General features: G+C 70.3%; 10 protein-coding genes. 2 read left to right on the forward strand and 8 right to left on the reverse strand.

Annotation, left to right across the window (positions count from 1 at the left end):
• Positions 1–85 precede the first annotated feature (85 nt).
• Positions 86–1,468 (forward strand): lamin tail domain-containing protein, encoded by a 1,383-nt coding sequence (locus N5875_RS34430; protein ID WP_338499349.1) that lies wholly within the window; start codon positions 86–88, stop codon positions 1,466–1,468.
• Between the two features lie 69 nt (positions 1,469–1,537).
• Here the strand turns inward: N5875_RS34430 and N5875_RS34435 are convergent, their stop codons facing one another.
• The 8 genes from N5875_RS34435 to N5875_RS34470 all read right to left on the reverse strand — a co-directional run bounded on the left by N5875_RS34435 (position 1,538) and on the right by N5875_RS34470 (position 12,320).
• On the reverse strand, positions 1,538–2,200 hold the full coding sequence (locus tag N5875_RS34435; protein ID WP_338498163.1) for a deoxynucleoside kinase: 663 nt from the start codon (positions 2,198–2,200) through the stop codon (positions 1,538–1,540).
• A gap of 207 nt (positions 2,201–2,407) precedes the next feature.
• Positions 2,408–2,980 (reverse strand): antibiotic biosynthesis monooxygenase, encoded by a 573-nt coding sequence (locus N5875_RS34440; protein WP_318206345.1) that lies wholly within the window; start codon positions 2,978–2,980, stop codon positions 2,408–2,410.
• Positions 2,981–3,067: 87 nt separating this feature from the next.
• Positions 3,068–4,285 carry an alginate lyase family protein gene (locus tag N5875_RS34445; RefSeq protein ID WP_338498164.1) on the reverse strand — a complete coding sequence of 406 codons (1,218 nt, stop codon included), beginning with the start codon at positions 4,283–4,285 and terminating at the stop codon, positions 3,068–3,070.
• A gap of 309 nt (positions 4,286–4,594) precedes the next feature.
• Positions 4,595–4,948, reverse strand: coding sequence for a UBP-type zinc finger domain-containing protein (locus N5875_RS34450; RefSeq protein ID WP_318206343.1), 354 nt, complete (start codon positions 4,946–4,948; stop codon positions 4,595–4,597).
• Positions 4,945–6,447, reverse strand: a complete 1,503-nt coding sequence (locus N5875_RS34455; RefSeq protein WP_338499351.1) for an ATP-binding protein — start codon at positions 6,445–6,447, stop codon at positions 4,945–4,947. The genes N5875_RS34450 and N5875_RS34455 overlap by 4 nt, the downstream gene beginning before the upstream one ends.
• An 86-nt stretch (positions 6,448–6,533) precedes the next feature.
• Complete coding sequence (locus N5875_RS34460) at positions 6,534–8,210, reverse strand: FAD-dependent oxidoreductase (RefSeq protein WP_318206342.1); 1,677 nt, start codon at positions 8,208–8,210, stop codon at positions 6,534–6,536.
• 109 nt (positions 8,211–8,319) lie between these two features.
• Positions 8,320–10,737: a hypothetical protein gene (locus N5875_RS34465; RefSeq protein WP_338498166.1), complete on the reverse strand. Its 2,418-nt coding sequence runs from the start codon at positions 10,735–10,737 to the stop codon at positions 8,320–8,322.
• The gene (locus N5875_RS34470; protein WP_338498167.1) at positions 10,734–12,320 is read right to left on the reverse strand and encodes a hypothetical protein; all 1,587 of its coding nucleotides are present in this window, start codon (positions 12,318–12,320) and stop codon (positions 10,734–10,736) included. The genes N5875_RS34465 and N5875_RS34470 overlap by 4 nt, the downstream gene beginning before the upstream one ends.
• Before the next feature lie 156 nt (positions 12,321–12,476).
• Here N5875_RS34470 and N5875_RS34475 point away from each other — a divergent pair, with 156 nt between their 5' ends.
• A complete protein-coding gene (locus tag N5875_RS34475; protein WP_338498169.1) occupies positions 12,477–14,363 on the forward strand; it encodes an AMP-dependent synthetase/ligase in 1,887 nt (628 codons plus the stop codon).
• The last annotated feature ends 16 nt before the right edge of the window (positions 14,364–14,379 follow it).

The following is a 14,379-nucleotide window of genomic DNA, read 5'->3' on the forward strand; positions in this document are numbered from 1 at the left end:
CTCGTGACGCCCTTCGCCCCTCTCTCAGGACGGACACTCCGTGCTCGAAGTACGCGCTCCCCGGGGGCGTCGTCGCCTCGCCCCGATCCGCCTCGCCGTCGCCGGTGCCACGCTGCTCGCCGCCGCGACGCTGGTCACGCCGACCGCGCACGCCGCTCCGGCGGACGACGTCCGCATCAACGAGGTGGTGACGACCGGCAGCGTCGCCGACTCGATCGAGCTGTACAACAAGGGGGCGGCCGCGGTCGACATCTCCGGCTGGATCCTCAAGGACAACGACGCGAGCCACACGTTCACCGTTCCGGCCGGGACGAGTCTTGCCCCCGGGGCGGCACGCGCGTTCGCCGTGGACGCGGCGTTCGGGCTCGGTTCCAGCGACAAGGCCCGCCTCTATCTGCCGGGCGGCAGCACCCTCGTCGACAGCTACAGCTGGAGCGCCCACTCCGCCCCGTCCTGGTCGCGCTGCCCCGACGGCACGGGCGCCTTCGGGAAGTCGGCCCTGACGCTGGGCGCGCCGAACGACTGCGGTTCCGGTGGCGGTACGAACCCGGTGTCCTGGCCCGGCGGAAGCTCCGTGACGACGGCCGACGGGTCCAACGTCTTCGGCGAGGACCTCAGCGGCCTGTACCAGGAGGGCTCCGTCCTCTGGGCCGCCCAGAACTCCGGCGAGCTGTGGCGTCTGGTCCGCGACGGCTCCGGCGGCTGGCGGCCGGACACCGCCAACGGCTGGACCTCCGGCAAGACGCTGCGCTACCCCGGCGGGAGCGGCAGCCCCGACGGCGAGGCCGTCACCCTGACCGCCGCCGGCGCCGCGGGCGGCGCGTACGTCGCGACCGAGCGCAACGGCGACGCCTCCGGCACCAGCCGCCTGTCCGTCCTCCGCTACGAGGTCGCCACCGGCACCGGTACCGGCCTGACCGCCACGAAGGAGTGGAACCTGACCGCCGGCCTGCCGGCCGTGGGCTCCAACCTCGGCTTCGAGGCGATCACCTGGATCCCCGACGCCACCCTCGTCGCGGCCGGTTTCAAGGACGAGTCGACCGGCGCGGCCTATGACCCGAACCGGTACGGCGCGCACACCGGCGGCGTCTTCCTCCTCGGCGTCGAGGGCACCGGCGCGGTCCACGCGTACGTCCTCCAGGACAGCGGCACCGCCACCCGGGTCGCCACCGTCGCCAGTGGCATGGCCGGCGTGATGGAGCTCCAGTGGGAGCCGCAGGCCGCCCGGCTGTGGACGGTCTGCGACGACACCTGCGGCGGACTGCACAGGACCATGAAGATCGGCAGCTCCGGCACCTTCGCCCCCGCGGCCTCCTACCAGCGCCCGAGCGGCATGTCCGACCTCAACAACGAGGGCTTCGCCGTGGCCGGGGCCGACGAGTGCGTCGGCGGCACCAAGCCCGTGTACTGGGCCGACGACAGCAACACCGGCGGCCACGCGCTGCGCAGGGGCACGGTCGACTGCTGAGCCCCGACGACGGGGGCGCGGACTCCGGCCACAGCCGAGTCCGCGCCCCCGCGTGTCCCGCCGGCCGGCTCAGTCCCGCCGGGTCGCCGCCGCCAGGGCCTGCCTGACCTCCTGGGCCACGCGGTCCGCGTCCTCGGGGTTGTTGACGACGTCCGTGTGGTTCATGTCGATGACGAGGACCTCGCTGGCCGAGTAGTGCTTGTGCACCCAGTCGTCGTAGCCGGACCACAGGGTCCGGTAGTACTCGACGAGGCTCTCGTCCTGTTCGAAGTCGCGACCGCGCAGGCCGATGCGGTGCAGCACGGTCTCGAAGTCGGCCTTGAGGTAGACCATGAGATCGGGTGCCTTGCGGTAGGGCAGACCGTCGATCTCGCGCATCATCTCGCCGAGCAGCCCCTCGTACACCTGCATCTCCAGGGAGGTGATCCGCCCCAGGTCGTGGTTGACCTTGGCGAAATACCAGTCCTCGTAGATGGAGCGGTCGAGGACGTTGTCCCCCTGCTTGTAGGCCTCCTTGATCGCGGCGAAGCGGGTCTGGAGGAAGTACAGCTGGAGGAGGAAGGGGTAGCGCTTCGCCTGGATCTCCTCGGGGCTCGCCGTATAGAAGAGGGGAAGGATCGGATTGTCGTCCACGCTCTCGTAGAAGACGTCGCTGCCCAGATCCTTGGCGATCAGCTCGGCCACACTCGTCTTGCCGATTCCGATCATGCCGCCGACGCAGATCACGGACATACCTCACTTCTCCCTGGGGGTCTTCTTCGCATGGGCGGGCGAGCCGGCTGAGCTGGGAACCCGCACCCATGAGACGCACACCGGTGGTCACCCGATTCCCGGGGATCCTCGTGATCGGCGCCTTGGCCGGCCCGACCGTCCCGCGGCCGCCGCGCGCAGCGACGAGCCGCGGTCCTGAGGCCGCCCTGAATCTTAGATGACGGTGCGCTACGGCGTGAGCCAGCGGCGCAGGAGTCTGCTCACGGCGGGCATCGCCACGTATGTCATGAGCACGTTGAACACACAGGCGACGATCGCGCTGCTGAGCAGGAGGGGGAGAGCGGTCAGCCGGGGGATGAGCACGAGGCTTCCCAGGACCGAGATCGGGTAGATCGCCAGGGTCGCGCTGATCGCCATCTTCCACCGCGGCGGTGCGGGCCGCGTCGAGCCGGGCTTCGCGAACCAGGTCTCCATGCCGGTCAGTGTGCGCCGGGCGATCTCCGAGTGGTGGTGCCCCTCGCAGCCGGCGAACCAGGCCGCCCGCTCCGGAGACTCCTGCCAGGCCCGGCACGCCGCCTCGTCCCGGAAGCGGTGGACGAGGAACCACGGGGCGTCGCCGCCGGAGGAGCGGAAGAGCCCGTACCCGAGATGGCCCGGGAAGGCGGCGGCGCTTTCGAGGATGCCCTCGGCCCACAGCTCGAAGGCCGCCTCGTGGCCCGGTTCCACCCGACGGGCTATGAGGAGGGTCACCTCGCCCGTGTCGGCGGGGACGGCGGTGTGCTCAAGGCTGATCGCGGTCACATGAACTCCATCTGATCTCACCGCGCCCGCCCGTACTTTACGCATGGACCGCCGTGAGGAGGAGTGCCGGCGCCTCCGGGGCGCGGCCTAGTTCGGGTTCTCGGCGTGGGTCAGGGTCTCCCAGGAGATGAAGTAGTTGTCCGTGCCCGCCGGCCTGCGGGCCTCGGTGTAGGTCCCGGTGTTGGTCATGCCGATGCCCAGGCGGTGGTGCAGCGCGTTGTAGCCGACCTCCGTGACGGCTCCCAGGCCCTTCTTCACGGTGCCGCCGCAGAGCCAGGACGGAACCGCGGTCCCGTTCTCGTACTTGGTGTGGAAGCCGAGCGCGTGGCGGAGCCGTTCGGAGACCTGGGGGTAGAGGTCCTGGCCCTGGATGCGGCTGGTCTCCGCGGTGTGGACGGCGGCGGCGATGCCCCAGCCGGTGTGGCCGAAGTCCCGGCAGGTCTCCTGGGAGAGGCCGTCGGCGAAGGTGCTCTGGCCCTGCCAGTACTTCACGATCTCGTCGCGGGTGTCGATGGAGCTGTTCGGCGGCGGCTCGGGCGTGCTGCCGTCACCGGCGAGGTAGATGTAGGCGGGGACCCGTCCGAGGTAGGTGGCGACCGCCTTGTCGTAGGCGGCGCGGTCGTCGAGGTGGACGGCGATGCCGATCGCCGCCTCGGTCATGATGAGTTCCCAGTTGCCGTTCTTGGTGAGGGCGGCGCCGCCCGACACCTCGGGCAGGTAGACGTTGCGCAGCATCGTCGCGAAGCGGCCGGCGTTCGGCCAGCCGCCGGTGTAGGTGTGCTTGACGAGCTCGGCGGCGCGGGGCCAGGAGGAGCCGGCCCAGCCGGTCTGGAGCGGCGCGTTGGAGTTGGTGTGGTCCTTGATCACGGCCGACCAGGCGTCCATGATCTCGATCGCCTTCCTGGCGTGCCGGGCGTCGCGCGTGATGTACCAGGCGAGGGCCTGGGTGTACGCGGCGACGGCGTCCTGACGTTCGTCGGTGCAGCCGTAGTTGGGGTTGGAGGAGGAGCCGCACTCGACGATCGCGCGCGGCTTGGGGGTGCGGGTCGTCGAGGCGTAGGGACTCGCCATCATCTGGTCGAAGGCGGCCTTCCAGGGCTGGGCGCCGGCCTGGACCTTGGCCCGGACGAAGTCCAGCTGGGAGGCGCTGACGAGGACGCCGGGGTGGGTGAAGACCGCGGGGGCGGCGGGTGCCGTCTCCGCGGTGCGGGCGCTGGGGACGGGTTCCGGTCCGGCGACGGCCGTCGGGGCCACGGTGAGGGCGAGGGCTGCCGCCAGGGTGGCGACCAGGGTTCGGAGACGCATGTGTGGGGGGCACCTTTCGTTCGTCCATCTGAACGCAGGTCGGGAGAATGAACTCCGCGTCGAGCGTGGAACTTAGAGGCACTCCATGGACACGTCAAGGTGTTGGTCCGGACCACAGCCCCGAGCGCGAGGCGGTCAGTCGCCCCCTTCAGGGGGACATCGTCGACTCGTCGTACTCGTCCGCGACGGGGACGGCGCCTCCTGTCCGGCCGAGGGCACGTCCTGCGCCGACACCGACACCGACACCGACGCCGACGCCGACCGCCCTCGACAGCGCGCCGGCAGCGTCTCGCGCAGGGCCGCAGCAGCTCAGCGGTGGAGGCGCTGCTGCCAGTCCTGCGGGACGCGGCCGGCCGGGCCGGGGGCGGGCTGGCCGGACGGGTGGCCGTCCGGCGGGGCCAGTGCGGGTCCGGCGTCGTACAGGTCGTCCGTGGCGTAGTTCCAGAACCAGCTCTCGCCCGGCTCGAAGCTCTGGACGAGGGGATGCCCGGTGGACTTCCAGTGCGCGGTGGCGTGCTGGGCCGGAGAGGAGTCGCAGCAGCCGATGTGGCCGCACTGGGCGCAGCGCCGCAGGTGGAACCACCAGCCGCCCACCGTGTCGCAGTCCCCGCAGCCCGTGCCGCTGGGCGGGACGCTCGGGTCGATTCCCTCGATCTCGGTCATGCGCGCTCCTCGGCGGTGTGGGTGTGGGTCTCGGTTCCGGGCTCTGATTCCGGCTCGGCTTCGGTATCGGTATCGGTTTCGGTGTCGGGTGCGGTCAGCGGCAGCAGCACCTGGAACCGGGTGTCGCCCGGGACGGACTCGACCTGGAGGCTCCCGTGGTGCTTGCTGACCACGATCCGCCAGGAGATGTCGAGGCCGAGACCGGTGCCCTCGCCGACCGGCTTGGTGGTGAAGAAGGGGTCGAAGATGCGGCTGCGGATCTCCTCGGGGACGCCGGGGCCCGTGTCGCGGAACTCCACGAGCAGCCGGTCGCCCTCCCGGGCCGTACGGACCGTCAGGACTCCTTCGCCACCGGCGCTCCCGATGGCGGACACCGCGTTGTCGATCAGGTTGGTCCACACCTGGTTCAGCTCCGCCGGATAGGCGGGCACTGCGGGGAGGGAGCGGTCGTAGTCCTTGACGACGCGCACCCGGGAGCCGATCTTGGCGGACAGCATCAGCAGCGTGCTGTCGAGGAGTTCGTGGACGTCGACGTCACGGTGCGGGGCACGGTCGAGCTGCGCGTACTGCTTGGCCGCGTCCACCAGGTGGGAGATGCGGTTGGTGGAGTCGTCGATCTCGTCCATCAACAGCTCTGTCTCGACCGTGTAGTTGAGCCAGCCGACGGCCCCCGGCAGGACGTCCTCGGCCACGGTCGCCGCCACCTGCTCCAGCCAGTCCGTGTCCAGACCGGCCTGGACGAAGGTGGGCGCGAACCGCCAGCCCTCCGGGATGCCGTGGTCCTCCAGCCAGTCGGCGAGCTCGTCCTCCCGGTCGGACGCCTCCAGCGGGCTCAGCACCGGTGCCTTGGCGACCCGTTCCGCGGTGCGTTCCTGGATCTCGATGAGGTCGGCGAGTACCTCCCGGGAGTAGGGCCCGCGGGCGATGACGGACAGTTTGTGCCGCATCTTGCCGACCCGCTCGCGGAGCGCCGCCGTGGCCCGTACGGCCGCCGCGGCCGGGTTGTTGAGCTCGTGGGTGAGGCCGGCGGACAACGAGCCGAGCGCGAGGAGCCGTTCACGCTGCCCGATGGCGCGCTGGGTGTTCTTGGAGCCGAAGAACAGCCCTTCGAGGAGGTGCACCGCCATCGGGAACCACTCGGCCATGATGTCCGCGAACGACTGCGCGGGCATGACGAAGAACCGGGTGGGCTCGGTCACCCGCATGGAGTTGTTGTACGTCTGGGGCACCCGGTCGCCCAGATACGCCTGCATGGCCCCCGCGTACACGCCGCGCTGCGAGGTGCGGCTCACCTCCACGGCGTCGCCGCCGACCCGCCGGTCCAGGACGACGGTGCCCTCGATCATCACGTAGAAGCAGGTCGCCGGGTCGCCCTCGGTGTAGACCGGGCCGGGCCCGAACCGCTCCACCCGTCCCTCGGCGCACAGGCGGGAGAGTTGCTCGGGCGAGAGCTTCTCGAAAAGGAACAGCGAGCCGATCTCGTGCTGGTCGCAGGGCATGATCTCGCCACCCGCGTCCGCGCCGTCCCTGCCCTGCCCGTCCCTGCCCTGCCCGCCCGTGCCCTGCCCGCTCCTGTCCTGTCCGCTCATGACTGCTCCAGATACCGGTGGACGAGCATCACGGCCATGGCTCCCTCTCCCACGGCGGAGGCGACGCGCTTCGCGGACTGGGCGCGCGCGTCGCCCGCCACGAACACGCCGGGAACGTTCGTCTCCAGGTGGTAGGGCGGCCGGTCGAGGCCCCACTCGGCCGGCGGCCGCCCGTCCGGCGTGAGGTCGGGGCCGGCCAGGATGAAGCCGTGCTCGTCGCGCAGCACCGTTCCGTCGAGCCAGTCGGTCAGCGGGGCCGCCCCGATGAAGACGAACAACCACTGGGCGTCGACGACTTCGGTGGCCCCGGTCACGGCGTCCCGCAGGGTCAGCCGTTCCAGGTGCTCCGTGCCGTGCGCCGCCTCGACGACCGTCCTGGGCCGCACGCTGATGTTCGGCGCCTCCTCGATCTGCTGGATCAGGTAGTACGACATCGATGCCGCCGGCGACTCCCCGCGTACGAGCAGCGTCACCGACTTCGCGCCCCGCGCCAGGAACACCGCTGCCTGCCCGGCGGAGTTCGCGCCGCCGACGATGTACACGTCCTGCCCCTCGCAGGACGACGCCTCGGTGAGGGAGGAGCCGTAGTAGACGCCGCGCCCGGTCAGGTCCTCGCAGCCGGGAGCCAGGAGCTGCCGGTAGGAGACTCCCGTCGCGAGGATGACGCTGTGCGCGGCGACTTCGGTGCCGTCCGAGAACCGTACGACGCGTGCCGCGCCGTTCACCTCCAGACCCGTGACTTCGCGCGCGGTGAGGATCTCGGCGCCGAAGCGGGTGGCCTGGCGGCGGGCGCGTTCGGTGAGCTGCCCGCCGGACACGCCGTCGGGGAAGCCGAGGTAGTTCTCGATCCGGGAACTCTGGCCGGCCTGCCCGCCCGTCGCCGAGCGCTCGACCAGCACGGTCCGCAGTCCCTCGGATGCCCCGTACACCGCCGCGCCGAGCCCGGCCGGGCCGCCGCCGATGACGACGAGGTCGTAGAAGTCGGCGGCGGGCGTCGTCGCGAGCCCCACCCGGGCGGCCAGCTCGGGCGCGTCCGGCTCGACCAGCGCGGTGCCGTCCGGCGTGATCACCAGGGGCAGCCGGAGGCCGTCGGCCCCGGCCGCGTCGAGGAGACGCCGGCCCTCGGGCTCGTCGGAGGAGTACCAGCGGTACGGCACCTGGTTGCGGGCGAGGAACTCGCGTACGTACGAGGAGCGCGCCGACCAGCGGTGACCGACCACCTTCGTCGCGGGGACCGGCCGGTAGTCACTGGAGCGCCAGGCCGTCAGCAGGTCGTCCACGACGGGGTAGAGCTTCTCCTCCGGCGGGTCCCACGGCTTGAGCAGGTAGTGGTCGAGGTCGACGACGTTGATCGCGTCGATGGCCGCGTTGGTGTCGGCGTACGCGGTCAGCAGGACGCGCCGGGCCCCGGGGTACACGCCGAGGGCCTGTTCGAGGAACTCGATGCCGTTCATCTGCGGCATGCGGTAGTCGGCGAGGATCACGGCGACCAGATCGCCCCGCAGCTTGAGCTCGCGGAGCGCGTCGAGGGCGGACTCGCCGGATTCGGCGCGCACGATCCGGTAGCCCCCGCCGTAGCGGCGTCGCAGGTCGCGGGCGATGGCGCGGGACACTCCCGGATCGTCGTCCACCGTCAGGATGACGGTCCGTGCCGCATCGGTGACCTGTGCCATGCGTCTCCGCCCTGCTCACCTCGGACGGCCGGCACGGCGGGCTGCCGACGCCGGCTCCCGCCCATCGTATGTTCGATCGCGGGGGACCGCTCCGGAGCGCGACGGCGGGTCACGTCTGCCAGACCGTCCAGACGGAGACCGGCGACAGCGTCGCCTCGACGGCCTCCAGCCGCGCGTTCCACTCCTTCTGGCCCAGTTCCTCGGCCAGGATGGCGGCGGGGGCCACGCCCCACCTCAGGACCGGTACGGTGCCCGCCTCGGCCCAGGGCGCCAGTGCGGAGCGGGCGGCCTTCGGTACGGAGCCGGTCGATCGGAGGGCGGTCGCACCCTCCAGCACGGCGATGTCGCAGATGTCGGCGCCCCGCTCCCGCAGGAGTCTCAGGAGCCTTCGGGTGTACGTGTCCGCACGGGCGGCGTAGCAGGCGTAGGCGCGGGCCAGGGTCAGCACCGGGTCGGGTTCCCGGGCCTTGTCGTCCGCGAGGAGACGCTGGGGATCGTGCCCGCTCAGGCGCCCCAGCGACACGAGCGCGTCCCAGTCCGCGACAGGAAGGGTCGACAGGGGTTCCACCCGGGGCGCTCCTTCGCCGGTGTCGAGTGCGAGGGGGAGCGAGGGGTGGAGGGGGAACGTCAGGCCGGTGCCGGTGCCTCTGTCCGTGCCGGTGTCGGGCACGGACACACAGGTCCCCCATGGGGATTCCTCCGGATGCGCGGTGAGGAGCCGGCCGCCGGATCCGGACAGGGGCCGCGTCGAGGCCGCACCGGGGCCGAAGCCGAGGACGGAACACCCCGGAAGGTCCTCCCAGACGTCGGAGCCGATGGCCATGCGAAGGGGTACGAGGCCGTTTCCGACGGTGAGAGGCAGATGGACGTCCTTCTCGATCCCCTCGAACACCTCGACCATGTCGGACCAGGACCCCCAGGGGAGGGCGACTCCCACCTGGACACGGCCGGGCTGGACCTCGACCAGCGGGTCCTCCGCGACCTCCCGGACGCTCCTCGTCACCTGTCCCACGGTGATGGCGGGGGTATCCACGAGGAAGCCGGCCAAGGACCTCGGACCGCCCTCCGGGAGCACGATCCGGAGGGCGGTCCTGCGGAACTCCGGTGATTCGCTGATCGTCGCGGACATGACCTCCGGCGCGCCGGAAGCGACGGTGGCGGCGATGTGCGACGCGAACCGCGCGAGACGCTCCCGATCGTCGTACCGGCCGGAAATGAACAGCCCCCCGTCCTTCCTCCTGACCTCGATCCCGCTCGGCGATTCCGGTGGACTGTCCAGCGTGCTCTCGCCGATGTTCCGAAGAGCCGAGGGAACGGACCGACCGGCGGCGTCCACACCCTCCACGAACACCCATGCGGGCTCGTCGCCCCTCGCCTCCGACGAGGATCTGCGGGTCTCCTCCCCGATCGTGGCCCGCCGCAGGGTGAAGACGACCTCGCGGTCGCTGTCGTCGATGCGGAGACGACGTTCGGCCGGTTTGCGCCAGGGGGAGTTGCTCTTCAACCGGCACATCACGCTCAGGCTCGTCTCATGAGGGAGCCGTACCGCCGTGCTCGGCGGTACGGGAGCCTCGCGGCGCTGCCAGTAGGGCGGGTCCTCGACCTGGACAAGGATGGTTCCCACATTCCGTACGGCCGCGGCCGGCCTCACGGCGATGGACAGGCGCGCGGCCGGAGCAGGCGGCAGGTGGAGCGGCCACACATCCCGTGCGGTACCGGCGCCGTACACCTGTACCCCGGGTTCCTGTCGGATGCGAGGCCGCTGCGCCTCAGCGATCTCCTTCACCCTCTTCCCGACGACCTCGGTCACCGCCTTGCGCAGGTCGATGCTGACGTCACCGCTGTCGAAGTCCAGATGGAGAGCGAGGGGGGACGGGTTCCGTGTGTCGATGGCCGCGAGCAGGTTCGTGAGGAAGAGGCCCCGGCCCTCGATCTCCACCGATCGCTCGCCCTGCTGGCATGCGAAACAGAAGACCAGCGTGTTCCCGGCCCTCGCGTTGAAGCCCGCGAAAGGCATCCCGGCCTGGATCCTGGAACGGCGGCTCTCGCTGTACGGCAGATTCTGGCAACCGTCCATGACCAGCAGTTGTTCCCGGAACGACATGGAGAGGAACAGCTCGATGTACTCCTCGACGGCGAGATTCGAGAGCACGGCGAATTCCCCGAGCGACGCCTCCTTGGTGATGAAGAGCCTCTTCGTGGTGGGTTCGTAGATTCCGTGTCCCACGAGGAACACGAACAAATGACTGCCGGTTTGCTCGCGCAGCCCTGAGATGGACTCCGCGATGGCGGTAGCCGTCGCATCCCGCCAGGGAATTCTCGGCTCCAGCGATTCGAGCAGCGGCCGACTCGCCTCCGTCGGCTGCGCGTGCAGAAGGATGTGATCGTCCGGAACACCCGCGCCCCGCAGCCAGTTCAGCGCCCCGCACGCATCCCGCACCGCGCCGCCGAGATCCTTGATGTTCGGATCGTCGTACGCGTCGATTCCGACGACCAGGGCCCAGCTGTCCTCGTACGTGCTGGTCATGGCCAATGCTTTTCGATCAAGGAGTACGTCTTGTCGTGGGAGAAGTAGGCGCTGTGCGATTCCGGGAAGGGCACACCGGCGTCGACCTCCTCGTCCACGATTCCGTCCGCGTTCGGGAACGCGGGTGCCGCGCGGAACGAGAGGAAGTCCGCCGGGCTGTAGATGTTCAGCCAAGGAGTGAAGGGCTGCACGTTCCCGCCGGGCCGCAGCGACACGAGAGAGTCCAGGAGATACAGATAGGGCGCCTGTGATCCGACGGTGACCAGCAGATCGACGTGCGGGGCGTTGTCACCGGACATCAGATCCACCATCGCGATCCCGCCGAGGCTGTGCCCGACGACGACCACGGGCCCGTTCGACGGCAGGTCCGAGATGTACTTCGCCAGAAACTTCCGGACGTCGTCCCCACGACGTATGTAGAACGCCACATCGCGAATGAAGTCGGAGAACGGATCCATGAGCTTCGCCCGGTTCTCCCTGACCTTGGCATTGCCGATGCGCACCGCCAGAGGTCCGAGCATCTTCCAGATCGCCCGTGTGTAGGCCGGCCTGGTGCCCGCTTCGGACACCGCTGTGTAGACCGCGTCGACGAAGGCCGCTCGCCGGTCGCCGGAGAGCGCGACGGGCGACAGCTTCGGAGGGGCGGCGGTGCGCTGACCGCGCAGGACGGCGGCGACCACGGACTGGGAGACCGCGTCGAGCAGCTTCTCGTCACTGGCGCTTCCCACTGCTTGTGCGGCGGCGACCAGGGCCGTCGAGTCACGTACGAAGGCGATGGCCGAGCGCAGCTCTTCGTCGCCGACACCGGCGGCCTCGAGCGCCTCGGTTGCCACCTCGGCATCGTCGAGGAGTTGTTGCAGCTCGACCTCCGCCGGGAATTCGTTGATCGCGATGCCCGTCTCCGCGGGCGGTTCGAGGGCGAACAGCCGTAGTTCGAGCAGGGGATCGTCGATGAGCAGCCCCCAGGTGGCCACGTCGGTCGCGTCGGCGTCGGGGGTCTCCCCGTCCGCCGCCGCACGCGTACGTGCCGAGGATTCCGGCAGTACGGGTGTCACATCGAGATCGGCCGGGCCGTGCTCCTTGCCCCAAGGGGGTCCGAATACGGAGCCCGGGGGCAGGGACAGCGGCGCCGTCGCCACGCCCGCGCGCACCCTCTTGAGGGTGTCGTCAAGCCCTTCCCGGACCCCCGTGCCGTGGACGAATACCAGTGAGCCCTCCATCACGCACGCCTCCTGGGTATCTGACGGGCAGCTGATGGGCATCTGATGGACACCTGAAAGAGCGCCGGTGTGAGCCTGGGCGTCGGCACAGGAATGTGCTTCTCCTTCCAGCTTGCGACGCTCCGGAGCCCCTGTCCATTGAGTGGAGTGGAACGAGTCCCTGCCCAGGTGTTCGGCACCGAGAGGTGGGCGGAGTGGTGGAACGGGATACATTTGCATGGGAAATAGCGGGCCGTGGCGCTGCTGCCGTTCGTCCCGGCCGTGGTCGCCATGCAGTTCGCGGTGACCGAGGCGGCCCACGCGGAGCCGGTGCCCCTCGCCGAGCGGGCCGCGGGCAATCTGACCCTCCTCCAGTCCCGGCACGGCGATCCGCCTCCCCGAAGACCCGCTGACACCATCCGCGCTTTCTTCGCCCGCTCCCTTACGCACCGACGCGTTTCCGCCTAGCCTCACCACCACTCACAAGTTACCGGCCGGTCATTGAATCGCTGACGGGCTGTCAGATCCCGGGGGGTTGAGATGAGTTCCGCGCAGCACCTTCTTGAAAGCCGCCCCCCGTCCATGGCGCACATCTTCCTCTCCAGGGTCGAGACCACACCCGGCAGGGAGGCCTACCGCTACCCCGTGCCGGCCGAGCACGGCGCACCCGGCGCCGAGGAGTGGCGCTCGCTGACCTGGGCGCAGACCGCGGAGCGCGTGAAGGCGATCGCGGCCGGACTCCTCACCCTCGGGCTGCGGCCGGAGGAACGGGTGGCCATCTCCTCCTCGACGCGGGTCGAGTGGATCCTCGCCGACCTGGGCATGCTGTGCGCCGGCGTCGCCGCGACCGCCGTCTACCCGAGTACCGACGCCGAGGAGACGGCGTACATCCTCGCCGACTCCGGCAGCCGGGCGATCTTCGTCGAGAACGCCGAGCAACTGGCCAAGGTGGCCGCCCACACGGAAGCCCTGCCCGCGCTCGGCACCGTCGTCGTCATCGACCCGGAGGCGGACCTGCCCGAGGTCGACGGGCTGGACGTGCTGACCCTCGCCGAGCTGGAGAAGCGGGGCTCCGCGCACCTGCGGGAGCATCCCGACGCGATCGACACGACGGTCGCGGCCATCCAGCCGGACCAGCTCGCCACCCTGATCTACACCTCCGGCACGACCGGCCGCCCGAAGGGCGTGCGCCTGGTGCACGACTGCTGGTCCTACCAGGCCGTCGCTCAGGAGGTCAGCGGGCTGCTGCTCCCCGACGACGTGCAGTTCCTGTGGCTGCCCCTGTCCCATGTCTTCGGCAACGCCCTGATCGCCGGTCAGGTGAGGACCGGAAGCGTGATCGCGGTGGACGGACGGATCGACCGCATCATCACCAACCTGCCCGCCGTCCGGCCCACCGTGATGGCGTCCGCACCGAGGATCTTCGAGAAGGTCTACAACGGGATCGCCGCCAGGTCGAAGGCCGAGGGCGGCGCCAAGTACAAGATCTTCCTGTGGGCGGCGCAGGTCGCCCGCGACCACGCGAGGACCGGACAGGAGACCATGGTGGCCACGGGGCGGCGGACGCTGCCCTGGTGGCTCTCCGTGCAGCACGCCGTCGCCGACAAGCTGGTGTACGGCAAGATCCGTGCGGCCTTCGGGGGCGAACTCCGCGGCAGCGCCTCGGGCAGCGCCGCACTCGCCTCCGACATCGGCTACTTCTTCGCCGGCGCGGGCGTGCCCGTGCTCGAGGGCTACGGCCTGACGGAGACCAGCGCGGCCGTCACGGTCAACCCGGTCGAGGACTTCCGTGTGGGCACCGTCGGCAGGCCCCTGCCCGGCACCGAGGTCCGGCTCGCCGAGGACGGGGAGATTCTCCTGAAGGGGCCCGGCGTGATGCGCGGGTACCACAACCTCCCGGAGAAGACCGCCGAAGTGCTGGAGAGCGACGGCTGGTTCCACACCGGCGACATCGGCGAGATCGACAAGGACGGCTTCGTCCGGATCACCGACCGCAAGAAGGACCTGTTCAAGACCTCGGGCGGCAAGTACATCGCGCCCACCGAGATCGAGAGCCGATGCAAAGCGGTCTGCCCGTACGCCGGCAACATCCTGGTCATCGGGAACAACCGCAACTACTGCACCGCGCTGATCACCCTCGAAGAGAGCGTGATCATGCCCTGGGCGGTGGCGCAGGGCCTCGAAGGGCGGAGCTACGCGGAGGTCGTCTCCTCGCCGGAGGCGCACGCGCTGATCGACGGCTTCGTCCAGCGGGTCAACGGTGACCTGCAGCGGTGGCAGACGATCAAGAAGTTCGCCGTGCTGCCGCGCGACCTCGACATCGAGCACGGCGAACTCACCCCGAGCCTCAAGGTCAAGCGGCCCGTCGTGGAACGGAAGTACGCCGAGGTCGTCGAGGCCATGTACGAGGGTGCCCGCGAAGCGTGACGTCCGCCCGCCCGAG

The organism is Streptomyces sp. SJL17-4, from assembly GCF_036826855.1.
Lineage (GTDB): Bacteria > Actinomycetota > Actinomycetes > Streptomycetales > Streptomycetaceae > Streptomyces.

Bases quoted from the DNA above. Each gene is read 5' to 3' on its own strand.
- N5875_RS34465 (WP_338498166.1), bottom strand. From the start codon at position 10,737: ATGACCAGCACGTACGAGGACAGCTGGGCCCTGGTCGTCGGAATCGAC.
- N5875_RS34475 (WP_338498169.1), top strand. From the start codon at position 12,477: ATGAGTTCCGCGCAGCACCTTCTTGAAAGCCGCCCCCCGTCCATGGCG.
- N5875_RS34435 (WP_338498163.1), bottom strand. From the start codon at position 2,200: ATGTCCGTGATCTGCGTCGGCGGCATGATCGGAATCGGCAAGACGAGT.
- N5875_RS34450 (WP_318206343.1), bottom strand. From the start codon at position 4,948: ATGACCGAGATCGAGGGAATCGACCCGAGCGTCCCGCCCAGCGGCACG.
- N5875_RS34455 (WP_338499351.1), bottom strand. From the start codon at position 6,447: ATGCCCTGCGACCAGCACGAGATCGGCTCGCTGTTCCTTTTCGAGAAG.
- N5875_RS34460 (WP_318206342.1), bottom strand. From the start codon at position 8,210: ATGGCACAGGTCACCGATGCGGCACGGACCGTCATCCTGACGGTGGAC.
- N5875_RS34445 (WP_338498164.1), bottom strand. From the start codon at position 4,285: ATGCGTCTCCGAACCCTGGTCGCCACCCTGGCGGCAGCCCTCGCCCTC.